The sequence below is a fragment of the Paenarthrobacter sp. NPDC089675 genome, from assembly GCF_044749185.1.
Taxonomy (GTDB): domain Bacteria; phylum Actinomycetota; class Actinomycetes; order Actinomycetales; family Micrococcaceae; genus Arthrobacter.
In genome coordinates, this window is record NZ_JBIVHM010000002.1 from 475,121 (window position 1) to 499,850 (window position 24,730).

At 59.9% G+C, this 24,730-nt stretch carries 18 protein-coding genes; 7 read left to right on the top strand and 11 right to left on the bottom strand.

The features are described 5' to 3' along the window. Window positions 1–57: 57 nt before the first annotated feature. The 6 genes from ACIPY2_RS06260 to ACIPY2_RS06285 form a co-directional block, all read right to left on the bottom strand. On the bottom strand, window positions 58–1,056 hold the full coding sequence (locus ACIPY2_RS06260; protein WP_400265500.1) for a Gfo/Idh/MocA family protein: 999 nt from the start codon (window positions 1,054–1,056) through the stop codon (window positions 58–60). Window positions 1,057–1,126: 70 nt separating this feature from the next. Continuing rightward, complete coding sequence (locus tag ACIPY2_RS06265) at window positions 1,127–2,641, bottom strand: DUF5597 domain-containing protein (protein ID WP_400265501.1); 1,515 nt, start codon at window positions 2,639–2,641, stop codon at window positions 1,127–1,129. 125 nt (window positions 2,642–2,766) lie between these two features. Next, window positions 2,767–4,302 (bottom strand): family 43 glycosylhydrolase, encoded by a 1,536-nt coding sequence (locus ACIPY2_RS06270; protein WP_400265502.1) that lies wholly within the window; start codon window positions 4,300–4,302, stop codon window positions 2,767–2,769. Next, window positions 4,299–5,135: a carbohydrate ABC transporter permease gene (locus ACIPY2_RS06275; protein ID WP_400265503.1), complete on the bottom strand. Its 837-nt coding sequence runs from the start codon at window positions 5,133–5,135 to the stop codon at window positions 4,299–4,301. Before ACIPY2_RS06275 ends, ACIPY2_RS06270 begins: the two co-directional genes overlap by 4 nt. A gap of 6 nt (window positions 5,136–5,141) precedes the next feature. Beyond that, on the bottom strand, window positions 5,142–6,101 hold the full coding sequence (locus tag ACIPY2_RS06280) for a carbohydrate ABC transporter permease (protein ID WP_400265504.1): 960 nt from the start codon (window positions 6,099–6,101) through the stop codon (window positions 5,142–5,144). A 35-nt stretch (window positions 6,102–6,136) separates the two neighbouring features. Then, window positions 6,137–7,546, bottom strand: coding sequence for an ABC transporter substrate-binding protein (locus ACIPY2_RS06285; RefSeq protein WP_400265505.1), 1,410 nt, complete (start codon window positions 7,544–7,546; stop codon window positions 6,137–6,139). A 177-nt stretch (window positions 7,547–7,723) separates the two neighbouring features. On the opposite strand from ACIPY2_RS06285, the gene ACIPY2_RS06290 reads away from it, so the two are divergent. After that, on the top strand, window positions 7,724–11,023 hold the full coding sequence (locus ACIPY2_RS06290) for a glycosyl hydrolase (RefSeq protein ID WP_400265506.1): 3,300 nt from the start codon (window positions 7,724–7,726) through the stop codon (window positions 11,021–11,023). A gap of 16 nt (window positions 11,024–11,039) precedes the next feature. On the opposite strand, the gene ACIPY2_RS06295 is transcribed toward ACIPY2_RS06290, so the two are convergent. The 3 genes from ACIPY2_RS06295 to ACIPY2_RS06305 all read right to left on the bottom strand — a co-directional run bounded on the left by ACIPY2_RS06295 (window position 11,040) and on the right by ACIPY2_RS06305 (window position 13,742). After that, window positions 11,040–11,681, bottom strand: a complete 642-nt coding sequence (locus ACIPY2_RS06295) for a TetR/AcrR family transcriptional regulator (RefSeq protein WP_400265507.1) — start codon at window positions 11,679–11,681, stop codon at window positions 11,040–11,042. Window positions 11,682–11,703: 22 nt separating this feature from the next. Beyond that, on the bottom strand, window positions 11,704–12,192 hold the full coding sequence (locus tag ACIPY2_RS06300; RefSeq protein ID WP_400265508.1) for a PhzA/PhzB family protein: 489 nt from the start codon (window positions 12,190–12,192) through the stop codon (window positions 11,704–11,706). Between the two features lie 92 nt (window positions 12,193–12,284). Then, window positions 12,285–13,742: an MDR family MFS transporter gene (locus ACIPY2_RS06305; protein WP_400265509.1), complete on the bottom strand. Its 1,458-nt coding sequence runs from the start codon at window positions 13,740–13,742 to the stop codon at window positions 12,285–12,287. Between the two features lie 383 nt (window positions 13,743–14,125). Here ACIPY2_RS06305 and ACIPY2_RS06310 point away from each other — a divergent pair, with 383 nt between their 5' ends. From ACIPY2_RS06310 to ACIPY2_RS06335, 6 genes are all read left to right on the top strand, one after another. Further along, a complete protein-coding gene (locus ACIPY2_RS06310) occupies window positions 14,126–15,340 on the top strand; it encodes a flavin reductase (protein ID WP_400265510.1) in 1,215 nt (404 codons plus the stop codon). Window positions 15,341–15,419: 79 nt separating this feature from the next. After that, window positions 15,420–16,418, top strand: a complete 999-nt coding sequence (locus ACIPY2_RS06315; RefSeq protein ID WP_400265511.1) for a LysR family transcriptional regulator — start codon at window positions 15,420–15,422, stop codon at window positions 16,416–16,418. Between the two features lie 26 nt (window positions 16,419–16,444). Beyond that, window positions 16,445–17,572, top strand: a complete 1,128-nt coding sequence (locus ACIPY2_RS06320; RefSeq protein ID WP_400265512.1) for an LLM class flavin-dependent oxidoreductase — start codon at window positions 16,445–16,447, stop codon at window positions 17,570–17,572. After that, on the top strand, window positions 17,569–20,031 hold the full coding sequence (locus ACIPY2_RS06325) for a beta-glucosidase (protein WP_400265513.1): 2,463 nt from the start codon (window positions 17,569–17,571) through the stop codon (window positions 20,029–20,031). The genes ACIPY2_RS06320 and ACIPY2_RS06325 overlap by 4 nt, the downstream gene beginning before the upstream one ends. After that, window positions 20,028–20,684: a TetR/AcrR family transcriptional regulator gene (locus tag ACIPY2_RS06330; protein ID WP_400265514.1), complete on the top strand. Its 657-nt coding sequence runs from the start codon at window positions 20,028–20,030 to the stop codon at window positions 20,682–20,684. The genes ACIPY2_RS06325 and ACIPY2_RS06330 overlap by 4 nt, the downstream gene beginning before the upstream one ends. Window positions 20,685–20,787: 103 nt before the next feature. Beyond that, window positions 20,788–21,090 carry a hypothetical protein gene (locus tag ACIPY2_RS06335; protein WP_400265515.1) on the top strand — a complete coding sequence of 101 codons (303 nt, stop codon included), beginning with the start codon at window positions 20,788–20,790 and terminating at the stop codon, window positions 21,088–21,090. 267 nt (window positions 21,091–21,357) lie between these two features. Here ACIPY2_RS06335 and ACIPY2_RS06340 read toward each other — a convergent pair whose 3' ends face one another. Then, on the bottom strand, window positions 21,358–22,812 hold the full coding sequence (locus ACIPY2_RS06340; protein WP_400265516.1) for a Na+/H+ antiporter NhaC family protein: 1,455 nt from the start codon (window positions 22,810–22,812) through the stop codon (window positions 21,358–21,360). 381 nt (window positions 22,813–23,193) lie between these two features. Further along, window positions 23,194–24,219: a threonine/serine dehydratase gene (locus ACIPY2_RS06345; protein WP_400265517.1), complete on the bottom strand. Its 1,026-nt coding sequence runs from the start codon at window positions 24,217–24,219 to the stop codon at window positions 23,194–23,196. Window positions 24,220–24,730 lie beyond the last annotated feature (511 nt).

A 24,730-nucleotide genomic window follows, 5' to 3' on the forward strand; every position in this document is an offset into this window, starting at 1 on the left:
CACCATTGTTGGGTGCCTACACCACGTGTTGACACCCAACACTCGGTCACTGGCTATTTATGCAGATACAGGTGTGGAGCCGTTCTGATCACGGAGTTGCCCACGAATGGCGTCCATTGTTTGGTAGATCGCTGCTACGTCGGCGTGAGTGTGAAGCGGGTGCTCGAGCTTGCCGTTCAGAATTGCTCGGGAGACTTCCCGGAGCATCGGAACGTAGCCGAAACCCTCCCGTTCCACCTGAACAATTTCATCATCACGCTGCCCTCGTTCGCGGGGGTGATGAAGCGTCAGCGCCGATGCGTACCAGAATCCTTTGTCAATGGTTAGCCAGGCGTCCGAGCCGCCGATCATGGCGCTGGAATCGAGCCAGTCCACCATCGAAAAACCCAACTGCGCCACGCGATCACCTCCGTAACCAAGCATCGCGTGGCCCCGAAGATCCACGCCGTCGGCCCGCACCGTTCCCACAGCCTGAAGGGAGGTGGGAGCACCGAACAACATATGGGCCAGGGTAACGGGATAGATACCCTGATCCAAAAGAGTGCTGCCACCGGGCCGCCACCGACTTGACTGGTCCCGTGGGAAGGCCGCCCCAAAACTGGCTTGCAAGCTGCGCACATCCCCTAAGGCTCCATCATTGACGATCTCGGTGATCTTCCTATACAGTGGTGCGAATTTCATCCACATGGCCTCCATGAGAAAGACTCCAGCTGCTGAAGCCAACTCGGAAAGCGTCCTAACCTCACTGGAGTTCAGTCCCAAAGGTTTCTCGCACAGGACGTGCTTTCCAGCGCGGAGAGCCTCCGAAGCCAGCTCAAAGTGGGTCACGTGCGGTGTTCCGATATACACGGCATCGATATCTGAGCCAAGCATCTCAGACATGTTGGTAAACCTCAGTGGTATCCCATATCTGCGTGCGAACAGGTCAGCGGATGTCTGCTGCCGGGAACAGACAGCGGTTACATGCCCTTCCTCGACGAAGGAAAAGTCGGAGTTAACTTGGTGGCTGATGCCTCCGGTCCCGACAACACCCCATCGGACAGTGTCTTTCTGCATTGCGCTCCTTGGAAACATTTGGAAGGGCACCAGGCAATCCACAGCGACAGCGGCACCCTGCCGAGCCCCGTCAGTGGTGGCTGATGTTCAGCAACCGGATACGTGCAGCACTGATGCGGTCGCTCTGGAGGACCTGAAGCCGCTCATCACCGTTCAGGAGCCGACCCTCCTCCCAGCCTTCAGAAGTCAGCCGGAGTTCCCGAACCGAATCCACCTCCAGCGCAGAGTCGGCGCGGTGGAAGTCGAGCAGTGCACCTTGTCCCACTACGAGGAACTCCAGGGGGTTCAGCTGGATCAACAGACCAAAGGGACGGTTATCGCCAGGAGTGTGACCGTGGGCTGCTCCTTCAGTCTCACCCGGCAGTTCCGGAGGAGGCGGGAGGACCACCCCTGCGTCAAGGAGCATCGCCGTATAGAGCTTTGCTGCATTACGGATGCTCACGGTGATGCCGCCGAAATCAGTCTCCACTCCGTCATCGTCCTGTTCCAGGGCGAAGCCGAAGATCCGTCCATCGCGCTGGGCAGCAACGATGTCCTTGGTCAGGGAAACGATCGCACGGCAGGCTTCGCTGTACTGATTTTCCGGCCTGGCATCTTCCAGCCCAAAAACGTGATAGCCAAAGCCACGGAACCGTCCCACTGAAAGGAAGGCGTCTCCGGCCCTGAACCGGGCTTCCGGGATGAACAGCGGATTCTCCGGAGAGGCGTACTGTCCCATGACCTCAGCTGAATTGGGTACGTAGATGTCAGGAGCCAGGAAGTCCAGGATTGGCGCCATGGCCTGCCACACCGGCAACATCATCGCCGTCGGACCGCCGCTGGGGTAGTTACCCGGCAATTCCTGTCCAGGCTGCGGCCCTATCCACGCATTGGCGTAGGCCGGAATTCCCAGGATCTCCTTGCCTGCCGCGGCCAAGCCCCCAACGTAGCCCGCAAAGGCGCACGCCATGAAGGCCTCATCGGCTGCCGGATTTCCGTCGCCAAAATGTGCTTTCCAGCTGGCGTCCGTAGAAATGATGGGCCTTAGAGCCTCAACCAACGACGGATCAAAGGCGCCCTCATCATTGGCCAGGGCTTTCCGGAGAGCTTCCGGCACCGGGGAATTCCAGGCTGCAAGCGCAGCGGCCGATCGGTCCCGCCCAGCGCCCAGCAGTCCGACTTCATTTTCCACTTGGACCATGATCACGGTATGCTGCGTGTCGGTTCCGGCCAGGTGGTCCATGAACCGGCTGTACGCGGCCTTGTCGGCGTCGAACAGTTCTTTGGAAAAGACCGACAAGGTGGGACGCGGCGTCGAGCCTTTGTAGGAGAACGGAGTTTGCATGGGTTCCGCTCCGCGATCAGCACGCGGGAAACGCGCGGTATCGCGTCGGACCCACGACGGCGCGTACGTGGAAGAAGCGTTCTTGAAGGCACCAAACCAGATGAGCACGAGCTTCAACCCCGCAGTCTGGGCGTCTTCCAAGAGCCCGTCCACAATGGAGAAGTCAAAAAAGCCTTCCTCTGGCTCCACCTGGTCCCACGCCACCGTTGCGATGACGGAGTTGGCGTTGGAGGCCTCGATCTTCTCCCACAGGGGAGTCATGTACCGGCGATCTGAAGAGCTGGAATTATGGAGCTCGCCGCCTATGCAGAGGAACGGCTCGCCATCAACCATCAGCCGCGTATGGTCTCCGGATCGTTCCAGTCTGGGGAGGGTTCGGTTATCCATTAATCCTCAATTACGCGGTATTGGAAGTTCCTGAAGCGCACCTGGCCGGACCCTGTGGCAAACAGTGCGGGCCGCAGGCTCAGGAGTTCGCCGGCCGTGTTGGTGTTGTAGCCTGACATTTCGTACCGCAGCCCGTGGCGCGTCCAGTTGATCCCATCGGTGCTGTAGTACTGCGTGACGATGTGGGCGTCATTGACCATCCTGAAGTGGATTGTTGACGCCGCAGGGGCCGGCTCCCGCCAGTAAGGAATGTTCTTTCCGGCGCGGTAGCTCCACAGCCGGTCCCCGTCATGGCCCATCCCGCAGAACAGCCGATCACTGTAGTAGAGCAGCAGCCCGCCTTGGGCGCCGCCGGAAATCTCCGCTTCGACGGTGACCTCGTAGCGTTGGTCTCCCACGATGCAGGTCAGCGGCGAACTGTCTGAAGGATCACTGCCCCTTGCTGCGAGAACCAGGCCGTCGTCGATCGAAACCCGCGAGTATTCATCCTTGGCAGGGGCGTGGAATGACCATTGGATGCCAAAGCGGGCTTCCGCGAAGTCGTCCGAAAGCTGTATTCCGTGACGCGTTTCTCCGGCTGCGGAAGCACCCGGCACAGGTGCAGGCAGGGGCTTGGAGAGATCACCTCCGGTTGCGCGGGGCCAGCCGTTTTCGTCCCATTCGATGGGTTCCAACAAGGTCTGGCGTCCCAGAGTGGTGAACCCATTTTCATAGGCGTGATAGATGCTCCACCATTGACCGCCCGGGCCTTCAAAAAGCGTGGCGTGTCCCTTGCTCCACCACGGCTCGGCCGCATCCCAGGTACGGATGATGGGGTTCGCGGGGCAGTCTTCCCAAGGCCCGTGAACCGAGCGCGAGCGGGCCACCGTAACCATGTGCCCGGTGGGCGGACCGGAAGTGCCGCCTACCGCCGTCGTCAAATAAAACCACTCGCCGCGCTTGGTGAGTTTCGGTCCTTCCAAGGCGTACGCCTCGGTCACCCAATCGTCCGGGTAACGCCAGCCGTCATAGACATGCTCCAAAGGGCCGTCGGTGGATAACCCGTCTGCGCTTAAGCGGACTCGGCTGACACCGCTCAGGAACAGGTAGCGGCTGCCGTCCTCGCCCACCACATGCCCGGGATCGATGTGGCCGTTGATTCCAAGATTGATCGGCTCGCTCCAAGGGCCGGCCATGAAGTCGGCATGAATGACATAAATCTGGGGCGGGGCACCGGGATCAGGCGAGACGGAGGTTGAAATGATGGGGACGTAAATGAAGTAGCGGCCATCCACCTTGCACATGTCCACTGCAAAGACGTTGCCAATGGGTGTGGGCAACGCAGGACCCAGGGGACGCCAATTGAGGAGATCCGTGGAGTGCCAGATGATCAGGCCGGGAGTGGACTCGAAGGAAGAGAACGTGAGGTAGTAGTCGTCCCCGTCCCGCAGGATGGCCGGGTCCGGATGGTCGCCGGCAAAGACCGGGTTCACATAGCTGCCGTCGCCAAGATCGGCGCGCCGTTGGCCCTCAGCAAGGACTTCTGCCGTACTCAAGACTTAACCCCTCCGGTAAAGCCTTGGATGAACTTCTTCTGTGCCACCAGGAAGAACGCAAGGATGGGGATCATCGAAATAATGATGGCTGCGAAAATCACGTTCCATTGCGAGACGCTCTCCCCCACGAAGTTGTAGATCACCACCGGCAACGTCACGGCGTCCGAGCCGTTCAGGAAGATCAAGCCGGTAAAGAAGTCGTTCCAGACAATCAGGCCGGTGAATATCGCCACGGTTCCCGTTGCGGGCGAGAGAAGCGGAAAGATGATTTTGCGGAACACGGTGAACCGGGACGCCCCGTCAATTTGTGCGGCTTCTTCATAGTCCCGGGCGATGCCGTTGGTGAACCCCATGTACAAAAAGATGGATATGGGCAGAAGTGCGCCCGCATACATGATGATGGTTCCGGCGTGGGTACCCACCAAGCCGACGTTCCTCATACCCACGTAGATGGGGATGATGGCGGCCTGGGCCGGCAGGACCATGGTGACCAGGATGAGGCCCATGGCTGCCTTGCTTAGCTTTCCTGTCCGGCGGCTCAGCGTATACGCCGAGACGGAGCCCACAGCTACCAGCACCAGCACGCTGCCGGCGGTGATGATGATGCTGTTGAGCATCCCATCCATCAAGGTTGCCTGGCGTCCGCCGCGGATGGCTTGTCCAAAGGCATCCAAAGTGGGGTTGGTGACCAGCTGCATCGCGGAAGTCGTGAGTGCGTCGTTGCCGTTCTTCAAGGCCAGGTTGATCAGGAAGTAGAACGGAAGCAGGAAGATCAGGGCAACCAGGATCAGCAATGCCTCGCGAAGCAAGGTCTTCTTCGTGTAACGGAACATGATCGGTTAACCTTTGGAACTCGTGCGGAGGAGGAGGCGCTGGGCCACCGTGAGGATGATGATGATCAAGGACATGACCAAGGCGAGCGCGGCACCGAATCCGAAACGGCCCATGACGAACGTTTCCTTGTAAATGGTGACGGCGAGTGTTTCCGACGCGCCGTAGGGTCCGCCGCCCGTCAATGCCTGGATTTGGTCGAACACCCGCAGGCCATTGATCAGCATGAGCGTCATGGCAATCACCACCGAGGGCATGATGGCCGGAAGCACCACGTAGTTGAATCTCTGCCACAGGCTCGCTCCGTCCAGGGAAGCTGCCTCTTCGAGTTCCGGGGACACCGTGGCCAGCCCGGCAAGGTACATGACCATCACCAGTCCAACGTTCTGCCAGACCATGACGATGATGATGGCCGGCAGGACGGTGGACGGGTCACCGAGCCACGTCCGTTGCAGTGATTCCAATCCGACGGAACGCAGGAATTCGTTCAGCGGGCCGTCCTGTTCAAAGATGAACTTCCAAATGTAGGACGTAGCCAGCGAGCTGAGCACCACGGGGGCGAAGATCAGGGTTCGGATGACGTTGCGGGATTTCACGGTCCGGTTGAGGCCCAGTGCAAGCAACAAGCCGAGGACGTTCGTCAGCACCACAAAGGAAATCCCGATGATGAAGGTGTTGATCAGCGCTGCGGTGGTGGGACCCCCCTCGGCTATCGCTGCGAAGTTTTCCCAGCCGACAAACTGCCACTTTCCCAGGCCTTTCCAGTTGGTGAAGGCGAAGAATGCTCCAATGGCGCTCGGTGCGTAGTGGATGAGCACAAGGGCAAGGAGTGCGGGGGTGAACCACCACCACGTGGCGAAGCGACGCTCGGTGCGGCGGTGGTCTTTGCTGCCGTTCGGCTTGGTGGAGCGGGGCTGGCGCCCGGAGACCCGGGCGCCCTCCGACTTCTGCTCAAGTTGTGCGGTCATGGGATGTTCTTCCAATCAGGGTTGCGTGCCGTGGTCTAGGCGCCGCGGTCGTACTGCTCGTCCATGGTCTTCAGGACCTGGTCGGGCGTGGCCTGCCCCGTCAAAAGTCCCTGGATGCCGGTGCCGAGAGAATCGTAGACACCGCTGTTAGGCCAAAGGTAGTTGGGCTGGGTGACAATCTTCTTTTCAGGCTCGGAGAAGAACGGCTCCAAGGTAGGGAACTGGGAGGGCACCTTGCCCGCTACAGCTGCTGCGATGGAGACATTACCATTGGACTTTGCCAAGGCATCTTGGTTCGCCGGTTCGGCCAGGAACGCGAGGAACTTCATGCTCGAACCCTTATGTTTTCCTGCCGCATTCACAGCCAAAGCATTACCTGGGCTCGCTATCAGACGGGTGTCCCCAGCCGTTTCGCCAGGAATTACGTTGACGTCAAACGAACCATCCTTGACTTGGCCACGAAGAGCAGCGACGGCTCCGGCGGGCGCAAAAACAGCAGCCACTTTGCCCTGGGCTACCGCGGGGAACAGCTGGTCAAACCCTGCACCGGCGGCCCCGTCTTGGTAACACCCTGCATCCTTAAACTTAAGGATTTGTTCAAGGACCTTTTTCCAATCCGAGTTTGCGAAGGAGGTCTCCTTCTTTTCACGCTTGGCATCCCAGTCGGGGTCCTTTGCGTAAACGATGGACGCCGCCAATTGCATGGCGTGGAGACCGGTGTTCGGCCCCGAAGTTCCCGCCAGTGCGAAAAGCGATTTTCCGGCAGCCCTGGCCGTTTTGCACTGGTCGATAACTTCGTTGAGCGTAGTTGCCTGCTTTAAGCCCAATTCCTTCAAGACGCCCGTGTTTTCGAGCTCAGTGAGCGGAGCGAGATCCGCGGGAACTGCGAAAACCTTGCCATCGTCGTAATAGAGATTTTTCGCAGATGCCGGAATCGCGTCCGTAGCCCACTTCTGGTCAGTCAGGTCTTGTAGATATCCAGCATCGGCGAGTGCGGTGAAGGACTGATTGTTTCCACGTCCCGCAGTTACATAGAAGATGTCAGGTGCATTGCCGGCTTGAAGTTGGGTCCGCATCGTTTGCCCATGCTGGTCCTGGGGGGACTCCACCAATTTGACGGTGATGTTGGGGTTCTTTGCTTTGAAAGCGTCAATCAAAGCCAGATACGGGTTGCCTGCGCCGCCACCCGTGAAGGCGGGCGTGGCGAGGGTAATTTCTACCGGCCCAGTTTCCTCCGTTATGGGAGCGCTAGCACTGTTTCCGCTGCCACTACATGCACCTAAGGCCAAGGCAGTCACAGACGCGAGAGCCGCAGCGGAGAGGAATCTCCGGCCGGCCGAACTTGTTGCTTTCTTCATGGTGTGGCCTTTCATGACGTCGTTGTCCTGATCACCCAAGCGATCAGTGGATTCGAGCCTTGCGTCAGTTTGTGTTTCCTGGATCACAAGCTGGCTCCTGTCATTCAAGGTAGGTCAGGTCAAGGCGGCCATGGAAATAGTTATCGTCTATGCTCACCATCTTCTCTCCGCATGCCTGTTTTCCCCCATAGCCGTATGCGCTGGTTCTAGGCTGAATTCAGTTGTCGCGGGCCGAGCCCGCCTCCCCCACCGAAGGATGTTCCCGTGCCCGAACATGCCCAGCCCATCGCCTCCGTTAATGCAGACACCCTTTTCCCAGGGTTTCTGGATCCACCGCTTTGCTCGCGTGCCCGGGTCTGGTGGCATTGGATGGATGGGAACGTGGACGAGGCGGGGATCGTCAAGGACCTCGAATGGTTAGCAGCATCGGGTGCAGGTGGCGTTCAAGCGTTCACGGGTTCAATGGGTATCCCCCAGTACACCCAGGAGCCGGTCACTTTTCGGTCCCAAGCTTGGCAGTCGGCCATTCGGTGCGCGGCAACCACTGCCAAAAATCTTGGACTTGAAATGGCTGTGGCGACGTCGGCCGGTTGGAGCGCTACGGGCGGCCCCTGGGTGCCGCCGGCCGCTGGCATGAAAAAGCTTGTGTGGAGTACCGCCCGGGTGACCGCTGGTCAGAGCGGCCGGACGCACGTGGCCGCCCCGCCGTCGTCATCGGGGCCATACCAGGACGTGCCCTTCGCAGCCGTCAGGAAGGATCCCATCGGCGTTCCGGACTTCTACCGGGACGTGGCCGTGGTGGCGTTTCCCCGCCGGGACGGCCACTTTCCTTTGGAAGCCGCCCGCCACACTGCCAGCGGTACCATATCCGGTGGCCGGCCCCTTGAATCGTTGGAAGACGGCCGGTTCTGGCCGGCGGTGAGGCTTGAGGCCGACGCCCACCCCGCGTGGATCGCCGCCGAATTCGACGAGCCAACGTCAGTGTCGTCGGTGTGTGTCGGTCTTCCGGTATCCCGGGGGTTTGGAGCGCCGCCCGCACCGAAAGCACGGCTTGAAGCCAGCTCTGACGGCGTGACCTTCAGCGTGCTGGTCGAGCTCCCAGCGTCAGGGTCGCCGGTCCGTTCCGCCAGTTTTCCCACAGTGACCGCCCGATGCTTCCGGCTGGTCCTTGAGAGGGGAAAGAGCCACGCCTTTCCGCTTGCACCGGGCATCAAGCCGCTGCCATTCGAGGTCGCCCCTGTCAGCGAAACCTTTGCCGTGTCGGCCCTCCAGCTCTACTCCGGTGCACGGGTAACCCGCGCGGAGGAAAAGGCCGGGTACGCCCCCGTGCCCGACTATTACGCGCTCGACGGCGGGCCCAGCCAAGCGTCCGATGCCATTCGACCGGAGGACGTCATTGATGTCACTGAACATCTGGGTCCGGACGGAACGTTGGACTGGTTACCCGCGAGCGGCGAATGGACTGTTCTGCAGTTCGGTTGCTCGTTGACCGGGCACCTCAACGCCCCGGCCCCCGTTGACGCTACCGGTTTGGAAGTGGACAAACTGGACGCAGCTTTGGTCGGCGACTACTTCCAGGAGTACCTGGGATTCTTCGAGGAGGCGCTCGGCAGGGATCTCGCAGGTGTTTCAGCCCTGCTCAGTGACAGCATCGAATCAGGCCCGCAGAACTGGACGACCGCCATGCGCCAAGAGTTCCAAAAGCGCCGCGGCTACGACCTGCTCCCCTGGCTGCCCACCATCACTGGGGTCATCGTGGGCAGTACACAGCAGAGTGATTCCTTTCTCTGGGACCTCAGGAAAACCATCTCCGAACTTCTGGCTGAGAACCATTATGGAACCATCGCCCGGATTGCCCACGGGCGGGGCCTGACCTATTACGCCGAAGCTTTGGAAGACCACCGTCCACAGCTCGGCGATGACCAACAGATGCGCTCGCACGCTGACGTTCCCATGGGCGCCATGTGGTGCTATGAGCCCGATCAAGGACCCGGGGCCACCTATGTTGCGGACCTCCGAGGCGCCGGCTCCGTCGCCCATGTGTACGGCAAGGCAGTTACCGGCGCGGAGTCCATGAGTGCTTTCGGGAATCCGTTTGCTTACACGCCCCGAAAGCTCAAGCCAATCGTGGACATGGAGTTCGCCTTGGGGGTCAACCTCCTGAACATCCACACCTCGCCACACCAGCCGGAAGCAGTGCCAAAACCCGGAGTCACGCTGTCTCCCTACCTGGGACAGTCATTCTCACGGAACGAAACCTGGGCGCACGCGGCGAAGCCATGGCTCGAGTACATTGGCCGGTGCAGTTACCTTCTGCAACAGGGCACTTATCAGGCCGACGTCGCCTACTTCTACGGCGAAGAAGCCCCCGTTACCGGCGTCTTTGGCGACTCCGCCGCCGAAGTTCCGGAGGGGTACGGTTTCGATTTCATCAACCTTGACGGCCTGCTGAACCACCTGACTGTGACGCCCGACGGCGGTCTGCTCACCACAGGCGGCACCACCTACCGCCTGCTGTACCTCGGTGGTTCGAGCCACCGGATGACCCTGGCGGCCGTCAGGCGCATCACGGAATTGATCGACACCGGAGCAACAGTTGCCGGGTGGCGTCCCGAAAGTTCCCCCAGTCAAAGTGACGATGCTGCCCAGTGGGCTGCCGCCGTCGCGAATCTGTGGGACGGAAAAGCCGGCTTGGTGGACCTCACCGGCGCGCCACGGGAAGACGGCGTTTCGGTTGCCCTTGCCCGGCTGGGGGTTGATCCGGATTGGAACCTGCGGGCATCAGAAGCCGCCCTGCTGCCGGTCATCCACCGCCAGCTCGGCGACGCGGAACTGTACTTCATCAGCAACCAACGAGACAGACCGGAGGAGGTCAGTGCCTCCCTCAGGGGCGAGAGTACCTCAGCGGAAGTGTGGGACGCCGTTACCGCTTCCCGGACCCCCGTCAGCATGCGTGCAGAAGCCGGGCGGACCGCCGTCGACCTCTCCCTGGAGCCCTTCGGCTCGGCCTTCCTTGTTCTCCGACAGACCGGCGGGGCCGCGCCTGTAGAACGTTCGCAGGAGAGCATCACCACGATTCACACGCTGGAGGGCCCGTGGGAGGTAACTTTCGACGGCGATGCCCAGTCACCAGCCCCACTTTCCTTGGAAGCCGTGGCGCCCTGGAGCGGGCCCGGAGCGGGCCATCATGAGGCTGATGTCAGGTTCTTTTCGGGGACCGGGACGTATCGCCAGGTGTTTTCTGTCGATGAGATGCTTTCACAACCCGCGCGGAGTTTCATTCTGGACCTGGGCGAGGTCAGTGACCTTGCTGAAGTACGCCTCAATGACGAACTTCTGGGCATCCTCTGGACGCGGCCCTTCCGTATCGAAGCCACTACAGCTATTAGAACCGGCCGGAATGTGCTGGAGATCGCCGTAACGAACGCGTGGCGGAACCGGTTGGCAGGCGATGCCACGGAGGGTAATCTCCAACGTCCGGGAGCTTCCATTTTTGAAGCGAATGCCGCGACCTTGCCGGCCGGCCTTCACGGTCCCGTCCGGTTGCTGGCCACGGGTGACTAGAAGTGGGGGCGGTAAGTTAGTCGTTGGACAGCAGGTACGCTCCTACCATTGCTGAAAGATTTAGGAGCATTTCGTCCCAGTCACCATTTTCGGTGGGCGGGGATGAATGTCCCAGCCCCAAGTGACGCGCCAAAACGTCGTAGGTAAAGGTGAAGGCCCAATACCGTTTGCGCGCTGGCGTTTCCGCGAGCGCTGGGATGAGGCGCTGCAGGGCCTCATCGAACAATTCGCCCAGCTGCGAATGGGCTGCCGCGCCGCGCTCCGAGATGGACTTGTCCTCCACGGCATGGAACATCAGGGCCCTGAGGACACTTGCCTCTGATTTCAATACGGTCGCAAGGAGTGACACGATATCGCCGAGATGCTGCTCGGGCGGATTTTTGAGGGGACTTTCGTTCGGGCCTAACAGTCTGTCAGCATGACCGCCCATGCGGTCCATAACTCTTTCATGGACCGCATGGACGAGTTCGCGCTTGCCTTTGAACCTGGAATAAATGGTGCCGGTCGTTACTCCAGCGCGCGAAGCAACCTCCGCCAGGCTGAAGTCTCCTGCGCCGCGGCCGGAGAGGACGTCTTCTGCAGCATCCAGCAGCCTGGCTTCGGACTGCCTGCTGCGTTCCTGCTGCGGGACTTTCCTGCCCGCTCCGACGACATCCATGGGACTCCTTGCCTCGTATGACCTAGCTCAAGAGCTCCGCTGGCGTCTGCCACTCAGCCGGGGGCTTCCAGCCTCCCAGCGGCGGCGTGGGAACCGGATCACCGGCATCGTTGCGTGACGGCTGTGTGGGATCGCAGAATTCGCGGAACTCCTTGATCTTCCCATCCTCTAATCGAAAAGCCATGATGTAGTGATTTGCGGCGTTGACGGGGTCGTGGCCTTCTATCCGGATAACGCCGCGGCCGTCGCACTCCGCCCAGAACCGGTCGTCGTATTGTGTGTCGAAGATTTCCACACCGCTCCAGGTCCAGTCCGTGAAGATCTGCCGATTACGTGTGAAGTTGTAGCTGATCTCCCTGATGCCTTCCATGTCGATGGGATGGCCCATAGAGGTCCATGGGAGCTCCTTCCGGCCATCCACAGCAAAAAGGGCAGCCCGCTCGAGCCCTGAGGTCACAAAGAATCGTTCCACAGTGCGCCGGTTTACATCCTTGATGTCACCGCTGTTCATACCATACCTCCGCATTTAATCTTGTATAACCATAACCGTAATTACGGTTATGGTTAATCTAGCTGCCAAGACTACGAGCGTCAACAACTGCTTTAGGCACGTTCCCTGTTTTCTGCCAGGCGCTGCTCAGGCATGAAGATAGACAGCAAGACACCGACGGCAAAGATGCATGCCAGCAGTCCGAAGATCGGGAGGAACGCATCGGCGTAAATGGTAGCCACCCCGGACTGAAGCGCTGAAGGCAACTGTTGAACGGCGTGCGGATCGGTGATTGTCGACGGCCGCAGCATCAGTTCGTTTTCCGCCGAGCCCTGCGTTAGCATCGCCGCAAAGAGCCCACCAAAGACCGCAGTGCCTACCGTGACCCCAAGTTCACGAAGATAGCCAAGGGAGGCGGTCACGCTGCCTACCAGCGAATGAGGCATGGCGTTCTGCGCTGCAACCACCGTGATCTGCATGAAACTGCCGACGGCAAATCCCAGGAGTGCCAGAAGAATCCCGACAACCGGCAGCGGGGTGCCGGGCTGCAGGAGCCTGAGGCCAATGGCTGCTGCAACAGCCAGCGCCGACCCGGCCAGCGGAAAGATCTTGTACCTGCCGGTTCGACTCACAATCCAACCAGTGAGATTCGTCGACACCATCATCCCCAGAACCATGGGCAGGAGAATCATTCCGGCCACGGAAGCCGAGGTGGAGTAGACCATCTGGACGTAGCTGGGGAGGTAGGCCACCACGCTGAACAGACCGGCCCCAATAACCAGGCCCAGGCCGGCCGCGTTGACGACGGGCCAGCTCTTGAACATTTTCATCGGGATCAGCGGGTGCTTGGATCTGATCTCCACCACCACAAAGAGCACGCCGGAAACGGCTGCCAGCGCACCGATTGCCCAGAGAATCCCCGCAGCGATATCCGGCTCCGTACCCAGCGAAATCACCGCTACCAATGAACAGGTGAAGACCACCATCAAGAGGGTGCCGGGCCAATCGACCCCGCCCGATCCCCGGACAGTCTTCAGGCGCCGGAGCGAAAACGCCATGGCCAGGGCCAACAAGCCAACAGGGAGGTTGATCCAGAACACCCAGCGCCACCCAACAGTGTCAGTAACGGCGCCGCCTACCAGCGGGCTGATGACCGTGGCAATACCAAAAACCGATCCCAGGGGCCCGAGGTATTTTGCCCTTTGCCGTGGCGGAACCAAGTCGGCGATAATCGCGGGCGGAAGTACAGCCAGACCGGCCCCGCCGAGCCCTTGAATGCCGCGGAAAAGCGAGAGCTGGAACATATTCTGGGCAAAGCCGCACAGTACGGACGCCCCCAGGAAAATAGTGAGGGCGACCATGAGAAGCGCCGGCCGGCCGAACCGGTCTCCCAGACGGCCATAGACAGGCATGCCGATAGTCATCGCCAAGGTGTAGGCCGTGATGATCCAGGCCATGTGGCGGGCCCCATCAAGCTCACCCACCACCGTGGGCAGCGCAGTGGCGACGATTGTGTGATCCAGGGCACCGAGCAGAACAATGATCAACAAAGCCACGTAGATCGGCCCCACGCGCACCTTGGGTCCCGGCTTTACGTTCTGATTCGGCTCCCCGTTTTGGGTAGACCCTGGGTATTTGTCAGGGGGAGCCTCACTCCCCAAGGATTCGGAACTGGTCAAAGGGGACAAGTTTGAACGGCGCACCGCAACCTCGTTCTGGGAGAGTCAAACACTGTTGACTCGATACCGGCCAGATGCGCGTCCAGAGGAACTTTCACCCCGGCCGACGGGCCGTGGGGCCCCAGTACCTCAACGAACGTATCATCGGCGTACGCTCTGGCACCTCGAGCTATAGCATCCGAATTCGCGATAGCGCGCATACTTTGGAACTATTTCCGCACACGCCGCTTCCCGCGTTTACTGGAGGAAATCTCAACGAAGAGGAGAGCACAACGATGACCCAAAGCATCCGAGCTTCCACTGCCGAAACGCAGGAAACCAGCCCCGATAACGCTGCCTGGTTCCGCTATGTCCTCGGCCAGTACCCCACTGGCGTCACCCTGATCACCGCGGCCGGCAGCGACGACGAACCAGCAGGAATGGTGGTGGGAACGTTCAGTTCCGTCTCACTGGATCCACCCCTGGTGGCGTTCATGCCCGATGTCCGTTCCACGAGTTGGCCCAAGATCCGGGAAGCCGGTTCATTCTGCGCGAACGTCCTCACTGCTGGGCAGCAAAACGTTTGCCGCGCTTTCTCTCGAAAAGCCGAGGACCGCTTCAGCGCCAACCAATGGGGTGACACCCCGTCCGGGAGCCCGCGGCTCGAAGGTGCGGCTGCGTGGATCGACTGCGATATCGAAGACGTCATCCGTGCCGGCGACCACGACATCGTCATTGGTCGCGTCAAAGCCCTCGGCGTGGGGTCTTCCAAGGAATTGCCTTTGCTGTTCCTCCGGGGTGGATACGGCTCATTCACCATTCCTTCCATTGTTTCCCCAGCGACAGCCTTGACCAGGCACGTCAAGGCAGCGGACGCCGCCCGCCCGGTCATTGAGTCCCTCGCGGATAAACTGCAGCTCGAAGTCCTGGTGAGTGGCGTCGTCGACGATTCCGTTGTCGTCCTCACGGCGGCCGGCGTGGACAGCTCACCGGGCGGTTCACCATCACGCGTCGGTGTCTCCTTTGGCCTAGCCGCCCCGTTGGCGCCTCTTTACGTGGCTTGGGCCGGCGAAGCCGCTGAGAAGCGATGGATAGCCAACGCCCGTGAAATTGTTGGCGAAGTGGACGCCAAACTGGTGCACGCCGAACTCGAGCACGTCCGAACCGCTGGCTACGCCGTATCCGTAGACTTGGGCGCAGCAGCTGAATTCGAACGAATCATATACGTCCCCAGCGACACAGCAGCACCCGATCTCAGTGGCGTACTCCCCCTCCTCATTGAGAGAGCGGCGTCGTCCGGTCCGGCATCGCTCAACGATCCCGAAGCAGTGACTTCCTTGCATGCCCCGGTCTTCGATTCCGAGGGACAGGTGGCTGTGACCCTAACGCTCAACGGGTTTTCAGGCAATGATTCCGTCGCGCGCCTGGAGGACTGCCGGGACGAGTTGTTGGCTTCCGCAAAGGCAGTTTCAGAAACGATCGGAGGGATCCCGCCGAACCCGAGAGCTTAGCTCGAAGCAGCCTATTGACCCAGAGTGTGACATACCTCATAATTAGTATCAGTATTCTAATTCGAATTTGGAGAATCACATGGTCAACCTCCTGACTGCGGACCTCAACCTGCTGGTTGCTTTGGACGCTTTACTAATAGAACGAAACGTCACACGGGCAGGCGCCAGGATCGGCATCAGTCAACCGGCCATGAGCTCGTCCTTACAGCGACTGCGCCGACAATTCGATGATCAGCTGCTGACCCGCGTCGGGTCCGCCTATGAGCTCACTCCCCTGGCTCAAGTCCTCAAGGAAGGCGTCTCCGAGATCCTGCGCATGGTAGAACGGACCTTCGATGCGCAGGCGGTCTTTGACCCGGCCTTATCGACCCGCAGCTTCCGGATCGTCACTTCGGACTATTGCCTCACAGCATTGTCCGGGAAGTTAATGAGCATGCTCCAAGAGGAAGCCCCCGGCGTGCAGGTCCACTTTGATGCCGTGACCCCACAAGCCGTGGAACGCATCAAGGAGACGCTTCAGTCCGCTGACCTCGTGCTCATCCCCAAGGGTCATTTTTCCGGTTTCCCGCACACCGAGTTGTTTACCGATAACTGGGTATGCGTCACGGGAGCCACGTCCACGGAAAGAACGCTGACAGTCGAAGAGATGCGCGATGCCCGCTGGGCCCGGCTTTTCGGTGCCGAGGTTGATTCAACTTTGGCCGACCGACGGGTCCATGACCTTCAACTCGGTGAGAAGACAGACATTATTGTTGACAGCTTCCTAATGCTGCCCTTCGCCGTGGCGGGGACAGCCCGGCTGGCCCTCGTCCAGGAGAGGCTCGCTCGAATGCTCGCCTCCGTGGCCGGAGTCAGGATCATGCAGCTCCCCATCAGCCTTCCCACCTTGGTGGAGTGCGCCTGGTGGCATCCTTCCAAAACCGCAGATCCAGGGCATCAGTGGTTCCGTCGGCTGGTTGCGCGCGCCGCAGCCCAGCTGGACGCCGAACCAATGGACCTCCCGGTCACCCAAACCACAGAAATACCAGAGGCAGAACACCGGATCGAGCCGCAAACGGCTCAACCCGTGCACGCCTGACACAACCAACAACTTCAGGAGATTCCATGCATTATTCACTGTTCCTCACTTCCCGCTCGCGGGGCCCCGAAGAAGACCGTCCCGTCATGCAGGCGATGGTAGAACACGCAGTCGACGCCGAACAAAAAGGCTTCGACGCCGTCTTCCTCCCCGACCACCACTTCACCGGATACGCTCCCCCCGCCAGCGACCCCTTCATCTTCGCGGCCTACCTCGCCGGCAAACTCGAGCGAATGCACTTCGGATTCTCCGTGCAAACGCTGGCCCTCCACCACCCGGTCCGCTTCGCAGAGCGCCTGGCACTGCTGGACCAGCTGACCGAGGGCAAACTCCTGGTGGGGGTCGGCAGCGGCACTACACCAGAAGAGATGATTGGCTTCGGAGTGAACTACCAGGACAGCTCCCGCCTGGCCAACGAGAACCTGGAGATTGCAGAGAAGCTCTGGGCCAAGAAGCCAGGCGACGAGCCGGTTGTCTTCGACAACGGCCACTACCGCGGCGCTGTGGTTTCACGCATCGTCCCGGCACCATATACCAAGCCCGAACCACGGGTCATGTCCGTTGCTGCCCGGCCTTCCAGCGTTGAGCGTGCCGCCAAAAACGCCCAGCCTGCTTTCATCCTTGCCTTCACGCCGCCGGTGATTGACAGCGGAAACGCCTATGAAGAGGTGAAAAAGAACTTCACCGTCTACCGCAAAGCCCTTGAAGCAGCCGGCCACTCCGATGACGCCGTCAAGGCCGCACTGGAGTGGACCACACACTCCTACCAGCACGTGCACATCGCTGAGACCGACGAGCAGGCAGCTGCGGAAATGGACATCATCCTGGAGCAGTACCAGGAAACCGTAGAACGTGAACACGCTGCCAACAAGGCTGCAGAAGAGATCAGCGGAGTGGACCTGCGCCCGACCCCGGATGCACGGACCGAGGGCTACAAGGGAACATGGTGCCTCTACGGCAGCCCGGAGACCGTCGCCGCCGAACTCCAAAAATATGCTGACCTTGGTATAGGCAACGTCCTCATGGCGATCATGGGCGGCCCCCTCACCGAAGAACGCCGCCGCTTCACGGCTCAAACGATGCGACTCTTTTCTGAGCGTGTTCAGCCGCTGCTCCAGGCTTCCGCTCTCGAGGAAAAGGTTGCAGCACTGTGACAGCAGGTCCCGCTACGCGTGACCAGGCACATGAGGCGTCCGCCGCTCCGGACCTCTCCGGGACAGAACTCACCGGCGGCTTCAACGGCTGGAGCACGTCAGCCAGCCCAACACTCGGTGTGGATCAGATGGTCCTATTGGATGGTCCGCTCGGCATTGTCAGCAAAGCGATGGACGAACGGGATACCTCGTTGGTCATGCCCTCAGGGACAGCCCTTGGTGCTACGTGGAACCCTGAACTGGTCTCGGAGATAGGGCAGGTGATCGGTCAGCAAAGCGTAGAACGTGGAGTCTCCGCCATCCTGGGACCCAATCTGAACATGCCGCGCTCACCCCTCACGGGCCGTGGGTTCGAGATGTTCTCTGAAGACCCCTTCCTGACCGGGGTGTTGGGGGCGGCCTGGGTGGTAGGTGTCCAATCGCAAGGCGTGGGCTCCTGCACCAAACATGTGGTCGCCAACGACACAGAAACGGAACGACGCCGGATGAACTCCCGCGTGGACCAGGCCACCTTGCGTGAGACGTACTTGAGGCCGTTCGAAACTGCTGTCCGTTCGGCAAATCCCTGGATGCTCATGATGGCCTACAACCGCGTCAACGGCACCCACTGCTCCCAGAATGCGGCACTCATCAACGTCCTCAAGGACGAATGGCAGTACGACGGCGTTGTGGTTTCCGACTGGTACGGCGTGGACGACACCATCGCCGCAGCCAACGCCGGCCTGGACCTGGAAATGCCAGGACCCGCCACCTATCTGGGCGCCCGCTTCGGGGAAGCCGTTGCCGCCGGTAACGTTGAGCCACCGCGGCTGCGTGACGCCGTCGAACGTGTCACAAGGCTCGCCGATCGAACCGGGCGCCGATCCGGCGCTGTCCTGCCCACCCCGGCCCACCTTCGCAGCCAGGAAGAGCAACGGAACGTCCTCCGCAGGGCGGCCACCGAATCGTTCGTGCTGCTCGAGAACCGGGACCACATCCTGCCACTCGACATGACGCGAATCAAGACACTTGCAGTCCTGGGACCCAACGCGGACAAGCCGTGCTTCCAAGGCGGAACGTTTGCCACCGTCCGGCCCGAGGGCGAGGTGGTAACGCCTCTGGACGCCATCCGTGAAGCAGCTGGCCCCGGCGTTGAGGTCCTCTACGAACCCGGCGCAGCGCCGTCGTCGGCCTTGTCTCTGACGGAGCTTGGCAGCACGGCTCCCGACGGTACGCCCGGAGTTCTACTGGAAGTCCTTTCAGCCGATGAATCCGAAGACGTTGTTTATTGCGAAGTCCGCAAGGCATCAGCATTTGTCTGGTTCGGTCCCGTTCCAGGCCTTGGGGTCGGCGTGCCCGGCCGCGCCCGCATCACCGCATACTTCAACCTTGCTGCCCCGACCCGCTGGACCTTAGGTGCGGGCGGTACGGGCGTCAGCTCTTTGCGGGTTGATGGCAACGAGGTGTTGATGGTTCCTCCGCCCGCACCCGATGACGTCATGGGTGTGGTGGCGCGTGCAGATACACAGCAGCTCGCCGTGGACCTGCCCGCTGGGAAAATCGAGGTGGTCGTCGACATGGCCTTCCAGCCCGGACGAGTCCAAGCTATCACCGCGGTCGCAACACCTGAACGGACCGGCGACCCCCTGGCTGCCGCGGTGGAGGTTGCGGCCCGTGCCGACGCAGTGGTCATCGTCATTGGTGACCAGCAGGGGTCATCTCGTGAAAGCGCTGACCGCCTGACGGCGGCACTGGACCCCGCGAGCGACAACCTGGTTGAAGCGGTGGCTGAAGTCACGGCGGAAACTGTCGTGGTCGTTAATGCCTCCCGGGCCGTGCTCCTGCCATGGGCTGACAAGGTCAAAGCCGTCGTTATGGCGTGGTTCCCTGGGCAGGAATTCGGCCCCGCACTGGCTGGGCTCCTGAGCGGAACCACGTCCCCGTCCGGACGGCTGCCGGTTTCTTTCCCCGTGCACGACGCAGACATTCCTGGCTGGGGTACCGGGCTCGATGCCGAACTCACCTTGGACTACGCGGCCAGCGAGCCGATGGGATACCGGCATTTCCAGGCTCCACACCGCAAGCCCCGCTATCCCTTCGGGTTTGGCCTTGCCTACACCTCGTTTGAGCTGGTGGATGCTGTTGCTTCCGTTGATCTTGCGGAGCGGGGGTCTGCCGGTGACGGAGTGGCCGGCGTCTCCGTCCAGGCGACTGTCAGCAACACGGGTAGCTCGGAGGGGCGGGACGTGCTGCAGGCTTACGCCAAGGCACCAGGTGAGACGGACTTCAGGCTTGCCGGCTTCATCGCCCTCAGTGCGGACGCAGGCGAGACCAAACAGGCGGCGATGGCATTGGACCCTTTGGGGTTCAGGCGTTGGAAGTCCGCGGAATCACGGTGGGTGGTCCCGTCTGGTGAATGGGAGATTCGTGTTGCCCGCAGTGCTGCCGACGAGGGAATCCTCTGTAGGATCGCGTTGTGAACCTTCCGGAGACCAAGTCCCGCGAACCCAAGCAGGCCAGGAGCCGCCAGTCGTTTGAGAAAACGATCGAGGCGGCCCTGGCCCTGCTGGAAGAGCGGGGCAACGACGAATTCACCCTTGCCGACGTCAGTGCCCGCTCCGGTGTGTCCATAGGGTCCATCTATGCACGGTTCGAAGGCAAGGACGACCTTGTCAGCGTTGCACATGGCCGGAAGATGGACGATATTGACGCCGTCTCCAACCATCTTTTTGAACCTCTGCCGACGCATCCAGAGGCTGGTTTGGAGGCCGTGGTCCGCGAGGCCATGGATAAGACCATCGAGATCCTCAGGCGGTACGCCAACATTCTTCGCCCCTTCATGCTCCGGGCCACAAACGATGCGACAATTTCCCAGCGCGGTGCAGATTCACATGCAGTGCTAGCAGCCAACTTCGCTGCCGTGCTAAATAAGTGGCCTGGCGGATACCTGGGCCAGGATGAAATCGACTGGTGCTTCAACGTCGCTTACAGCGTTATTGCGCGACGGCTGGGCTTGGGCAGCACCATGGAAGGCAGCGGCCAACTGGACTGGCCGCAAATTTCGGACAAGCTGGCCGGCATGGTCTCCTCCTACCTGATGGCCGGCGTGAAGGATCCACCGGGGAAGGCATAACCTCCGGCAATACCGGCTATCCAAAAGCTCGTCTTCCTGACGCTTCCCTCCCTTGGGCATAGTGGAAATAAGCACAAAGCCACTGCCGAAAGAGGAACCCGCCGTGCATGTTCGCATCAGCCCCGGATCCGTAGCCCTGGATGAACCCGACGACTGCACCAGCTTCAAGGTGCTGTTGTCAGAGATAGCTCGTGACAACCTTTCAACCTTGCTCAACCGGGCGTCCGCCGGGCAACTCGACGACGAAGACGTACTGGTATCTGTCGACTGGATCCGAAAGGAATGCGCGGGACGGATCGGAATGGGCTGGAACTACCGATTTGCCAACATGCTGGTCTACGCAGCCGGCAAAGGCTGGCTGAGCGACGACGGCAGCCACGTTCGAGCCCACATTGAAGCCTACTAAGCATTCCTATGGGCGAGTCATTCTGGCAACCTTTTGTTGTCATGGACGATTACTTAGCCGATGAAGACGAACCGTCTACAAGCGATCGGTCATCCTCGGTCCCCTTATATTTCCTGACGGTCCAGTCGTCCGCACGGGAAGTGAATCTTGCGCTGCTGCCAGAAGGTCGCGGTCCTGATTGATCAAGGCCTCCCCTCGGATGGACGCCCACACAAGTGGGCGTCCATCCGTCATTGCGTGACTGAATCAATTCAGGGCATCGTTCGGTCAGCTATTTACGTCGCTACCTTGCAAGGCCGCCTGGTCGAGAGCGTCGCGCCTAGCGAGATCCGCTTCGAAATCGTCGTCGGACATCTCCTTCCTCCGCCCCCAGCCGGTGATGATAGCGACTGCGAAGACCACTAGTAGGAACAGGCTGGGAAGGACATAGGGTAAGTAGTCCAAGGCGGTGAAGCCCTTAGGCACCCAAGCGGATTGGGCGACGATTCCCATCGCTATAACAGTGACGGCGCTGTGGGGCATGACTCCGTGGAGTCCACTAACAATGCAGTCTATAATGTTGGCCGCACGAGCTCGGTCGACGTTGAACCTGCACATTATCGACCGGACGATTGGTCCACTAACTACAACACTCACTGAGTGCACTGTGGTTACCATGTAAGTCGCCGAAGCAACTAGAGCGCTCATTCCCTCGGCCGTGCGGGGGGTCTTGCTAATCTTCAACGCCTGCATTCCGATCCATTCAATGGCGCCGGCGAAGCGCAAAGCCTCTATGAGGACGAATAGGAACAGGAAGAATGGAAAAATTCCCATCATGCCAGTAAAGCCGGTGACTATAACCCCTTTAGAGGCAACGATTTGAGCCGGCTGGATGAGTCCAGTGCCGAGGGCCAGAGCCAGAGAAAAGAAGGTAGCAATCGATAAGGCGAAAATGATGTCCTTGCCTCTGAGCATAAGGAAGATGATGATCGCGGGAGCAGATAGGAGGATCAGGGCCATCGGGTTGCCATCCTGGGCAGCAACTTCCGCACCGCCGCCGCTCACAGGTGGCAATACTATGCCAAGTACCACGTAGCCTACGATAGCCATCGCTCCGGCGACTCCCGCGTACTTCAGCCGGGACTTGACTACCCGGGAAACGCTCGTTTCTTGGGTAGCAGCCGACACAATGGTCGTGTCAGAGATTGGCGCCACGTTATCGCCCCACATGGCACCGCCCACGATTGCACCAACGACAAGCCCAGGGTTAACGTCCAAGGAGATCCCAAGGGGCAACAATATGGGCAGAGTCGTAACAATCGTTCCAGCATTCGTTCCGGTCGCCAAGCCGATCAGAGTGACGATAAGGAAAAGGATGACCGGTACCATCCATGCCTGTATGTTGAGGGCAGTGGCTCCCCACACGAGAGCACTAATCAATCCGCCCATTTCCAGGGTTTTTGCCATAACGCCCGCAAGCAGGAACGACACAAGCAGCATCACAAGCATGTCATTTTTGAGACCACGGAACACGATGCCGGTAAATTCCGCTTTATTTCTCATGAGTAGAAACACGAAAAGGAAGCTTACAAAGGCGATCGCTCCGCCCGTTGCGGATGAGAGATCGCCCGTTGTGGTCAGATAGACAATCCCGGAAACGAAGACGATAAACGGTAAGAGCGCCCCCAAGGCACCACCGTGAAAGTGCCGTGTACCTTCCCGAGCCAGATTTTCATTGCTCACGATTACTACTCCTTACTAAAGACCGGTGATTGTCGCTGTGTTTGAAGTCAGAGAAGGGATGCAGAACTTCTCTGCGAGAGTCATGGGACAGGCATCGCTGTCCGGATGATGCGAAGTCGAAGCTGAACGGCAAGGGGCAGAGATTCCTTCATTGCCTTCGGCGCTGAAGCAATAAGTAGAACCTTGGTTAGGTGCACGTCGTGGCGGGAGACATCGCGAGTCTCCAGCTCGGGATCCGAGGTAAAGATGCATCTCAGTTCGGGCACGCACTCAAGCTGGCCCGTCGCCGGATATCAGCTGCCGTTTTCCATTCGTTGAGGCCGTTGACATACAAAGGCTAGCGAGCGGGATTCCCGGTAATCCCGCCGGCTCGCCTGTGATTCAGCCTGCCTTGCCCGCCAAAAGTTCATGACGGCTAATGGAAGGCTGCTTGAGAATGTCGGCATACATTCCGGCATCGACGTTTCCGCCCGATGCGACTACAACAACAGTCCTTCCGTGGAAATCTGCCTTCCTCTCCATGACTGCTGCCAGGGCAGCAGCCGCACCAGGCTCGAGAACTAGCTTCAATGCCCGGAAGGCCAGTTGAACAGCAGTGGTAGCTTCCTTTTCAGTTACGGTCAAGCCCTTGATGTCGTAACGACCCAGTACTTCGCGTGGACGATCGCCCGGCCTCGGACCTCCTATTGCGCCCATGTAACCACTTGAAGCGTCAGGGTTGGTGCAGAGTAGGCCGCTTGCGAGTGAGCGCGCCATTTTGTCAAAGCCTGAGCGTTCAACGATGTAACTTTGAATTTTCGGGTAAGCCGTATTCATGGCCTCAATGACGCCGGAGGACAGTCCCCCACCGCTGCAGGGAACGACGATGGCATCCGGCTCGATTCCTTTGCGGGAGACGTCCTCGCTGACCTCAAGTCCCACCGTGCCCTGCCCTGCCATGACCACGTAGTCATCGAAGGGAGGTACTAGCGTTAGGCCTCGCGCTTCGACTATTTTTCGACTAACCTCCACCCGATCTTCGACGTTGGGATCATAGAAAACCGTTTCGGCACCCCACCACTCAACCCCGTCAATTTTGACCTGGGGAGCATCATAAGGCATGACAATAACAGCCGGGCAACCAGTAATTTTGGCAGCAGCCGAAATGGCTTGTCCGTGGTTTCCGGAGGAAAACGCGACGACACCGTTTGAGCGCAATCTCTCCTCCATTGACAACAGCTTGTTTAAGGCGCCCCGGATCTTGAACGCGCCAGTTAGTTGGAGGGCCTCGGCCTTCACGAGCACCCGCGCTCCGGTGAGTTCGTCGAGCAGCGGGGACGCAATTATTGGAGTACGTCGCACGTGTTTCCCGATGCGAACCGCAGCTTCCTGGATGTCCTCAATGCCAAATGGTCTTGCCGGATTCATTGCTTTGTCCTTCCGCGGCGCACTTTTCCTGAAAGCGTTTTGTCTTCTGCCGGGTATGCCAGCAATGTGGCGGAATTGGCGCCGCCCTTCCGCGGCTCATCTTCTCCTACGGGTGGGATGCAATTAACGCGCATGGTCTTGGCCTCTCTTAATGTAGATCTCTGGTCGCACGCTCTTGGCGTCACTTCGACAACGGCTTTGTTCGCACCCTTGATCAAGTACGCACCCTTAGGCCACCCTCGTAGGCAGCATCCGGGACCTCGGGCCTGGATAGTTGCACCCTCAGCTGTGTTGCACATCACGCTACCGAACTTACAACACAAGTCGCAAGTGTGAGACTCATCACTTTTTTGGCCAACTCAACAAGGCTAAATGAACGGCCGCAAGCATGAAGTGGGCCTTTTGAGGCGAGTTGGGATCTGGCGAACTATACCCCTCAGCACCTGGCGCCCGCCGCGAGCACACGTACTTACAACTCAAGTCTGAGTTTGGTTATGATGTGAAATAACCT

Bases quoted from the DNA above. Each gene is read 5' to 3' on its own strand.
- ACIPY2_RS06275 (WP_400265503.1), bottom strand. From the start codon at position 5,135: ATGTTCCGTTACACGAAGAAGACCTTGCTTCGCGAGGCATTGCTGATC.
- ACIPY2_RS06310 (WP_400265510.1), top strand. From the start codon at position 14,126: ATGACCCAAAGCATCCGAGCTTCCACTGCCGAAACGCAGGAAACCAGC.
- ACIPY2_RS06260 (WP_400265500.1), bottom strand. From the start codon at position 1,056: ATGCAGAAAGACACTGTCCGATGGGGTGTTGTCGGGACCGGAGGCATC.
- ACIPY2_RS06265 (WP_400265501.1), bottom strand. From the start codon at position 2,641: ATGACTCCCCTGTGGGAGAAGATCGAGGCCTCCAACGCCAACTCCGTC.
- ACIPY2_RS06315 (WP_400265511.1), top strand. From the start codon at position 15,420: ATGGTCAACCTCCTGACTGCGGACCTCAACCTGCTGGTTGCTTTGGAC.
- ACIPY2_RS06300 (WP_400265508.1), bottom strand. From the start codon at position 12,192: ATGAACAGCGGTGACATCAAGGATGTAAACCGGCGCACTGTGGAACGA.
- ACIPY2_RS06295 (WP_400265507.1), bottom strand. From the start codon at position 11,681: ATGGATGTCGTCGGAGCGGGCAGGAAAGTCCCGCAGCAGGAACGCAGC.
- ACIPY2_RS06280 (WP_400265504.1), bottom strand. From the start codon at position 6,101: ATGACCGCACAACTTGAGCAGAAGTCGGAGGGCGCCCGGGTCTCCGGG.
- ACIPY2_RS06345 (WP_400265517.1), bottom strand. From the start codon at position 24,219: ATGAATCCGGCAAGACCATTTGGCATTGAGGACATCCAGGAAGCTGCG.
- ACIPY2_RS06320 (WP_400265512.1), top strand. From the start codon at position 16,445: ATGCATTATTCACTGTTCCTCACTTCCCGCTCGCGGGGCCCCGAAGAA.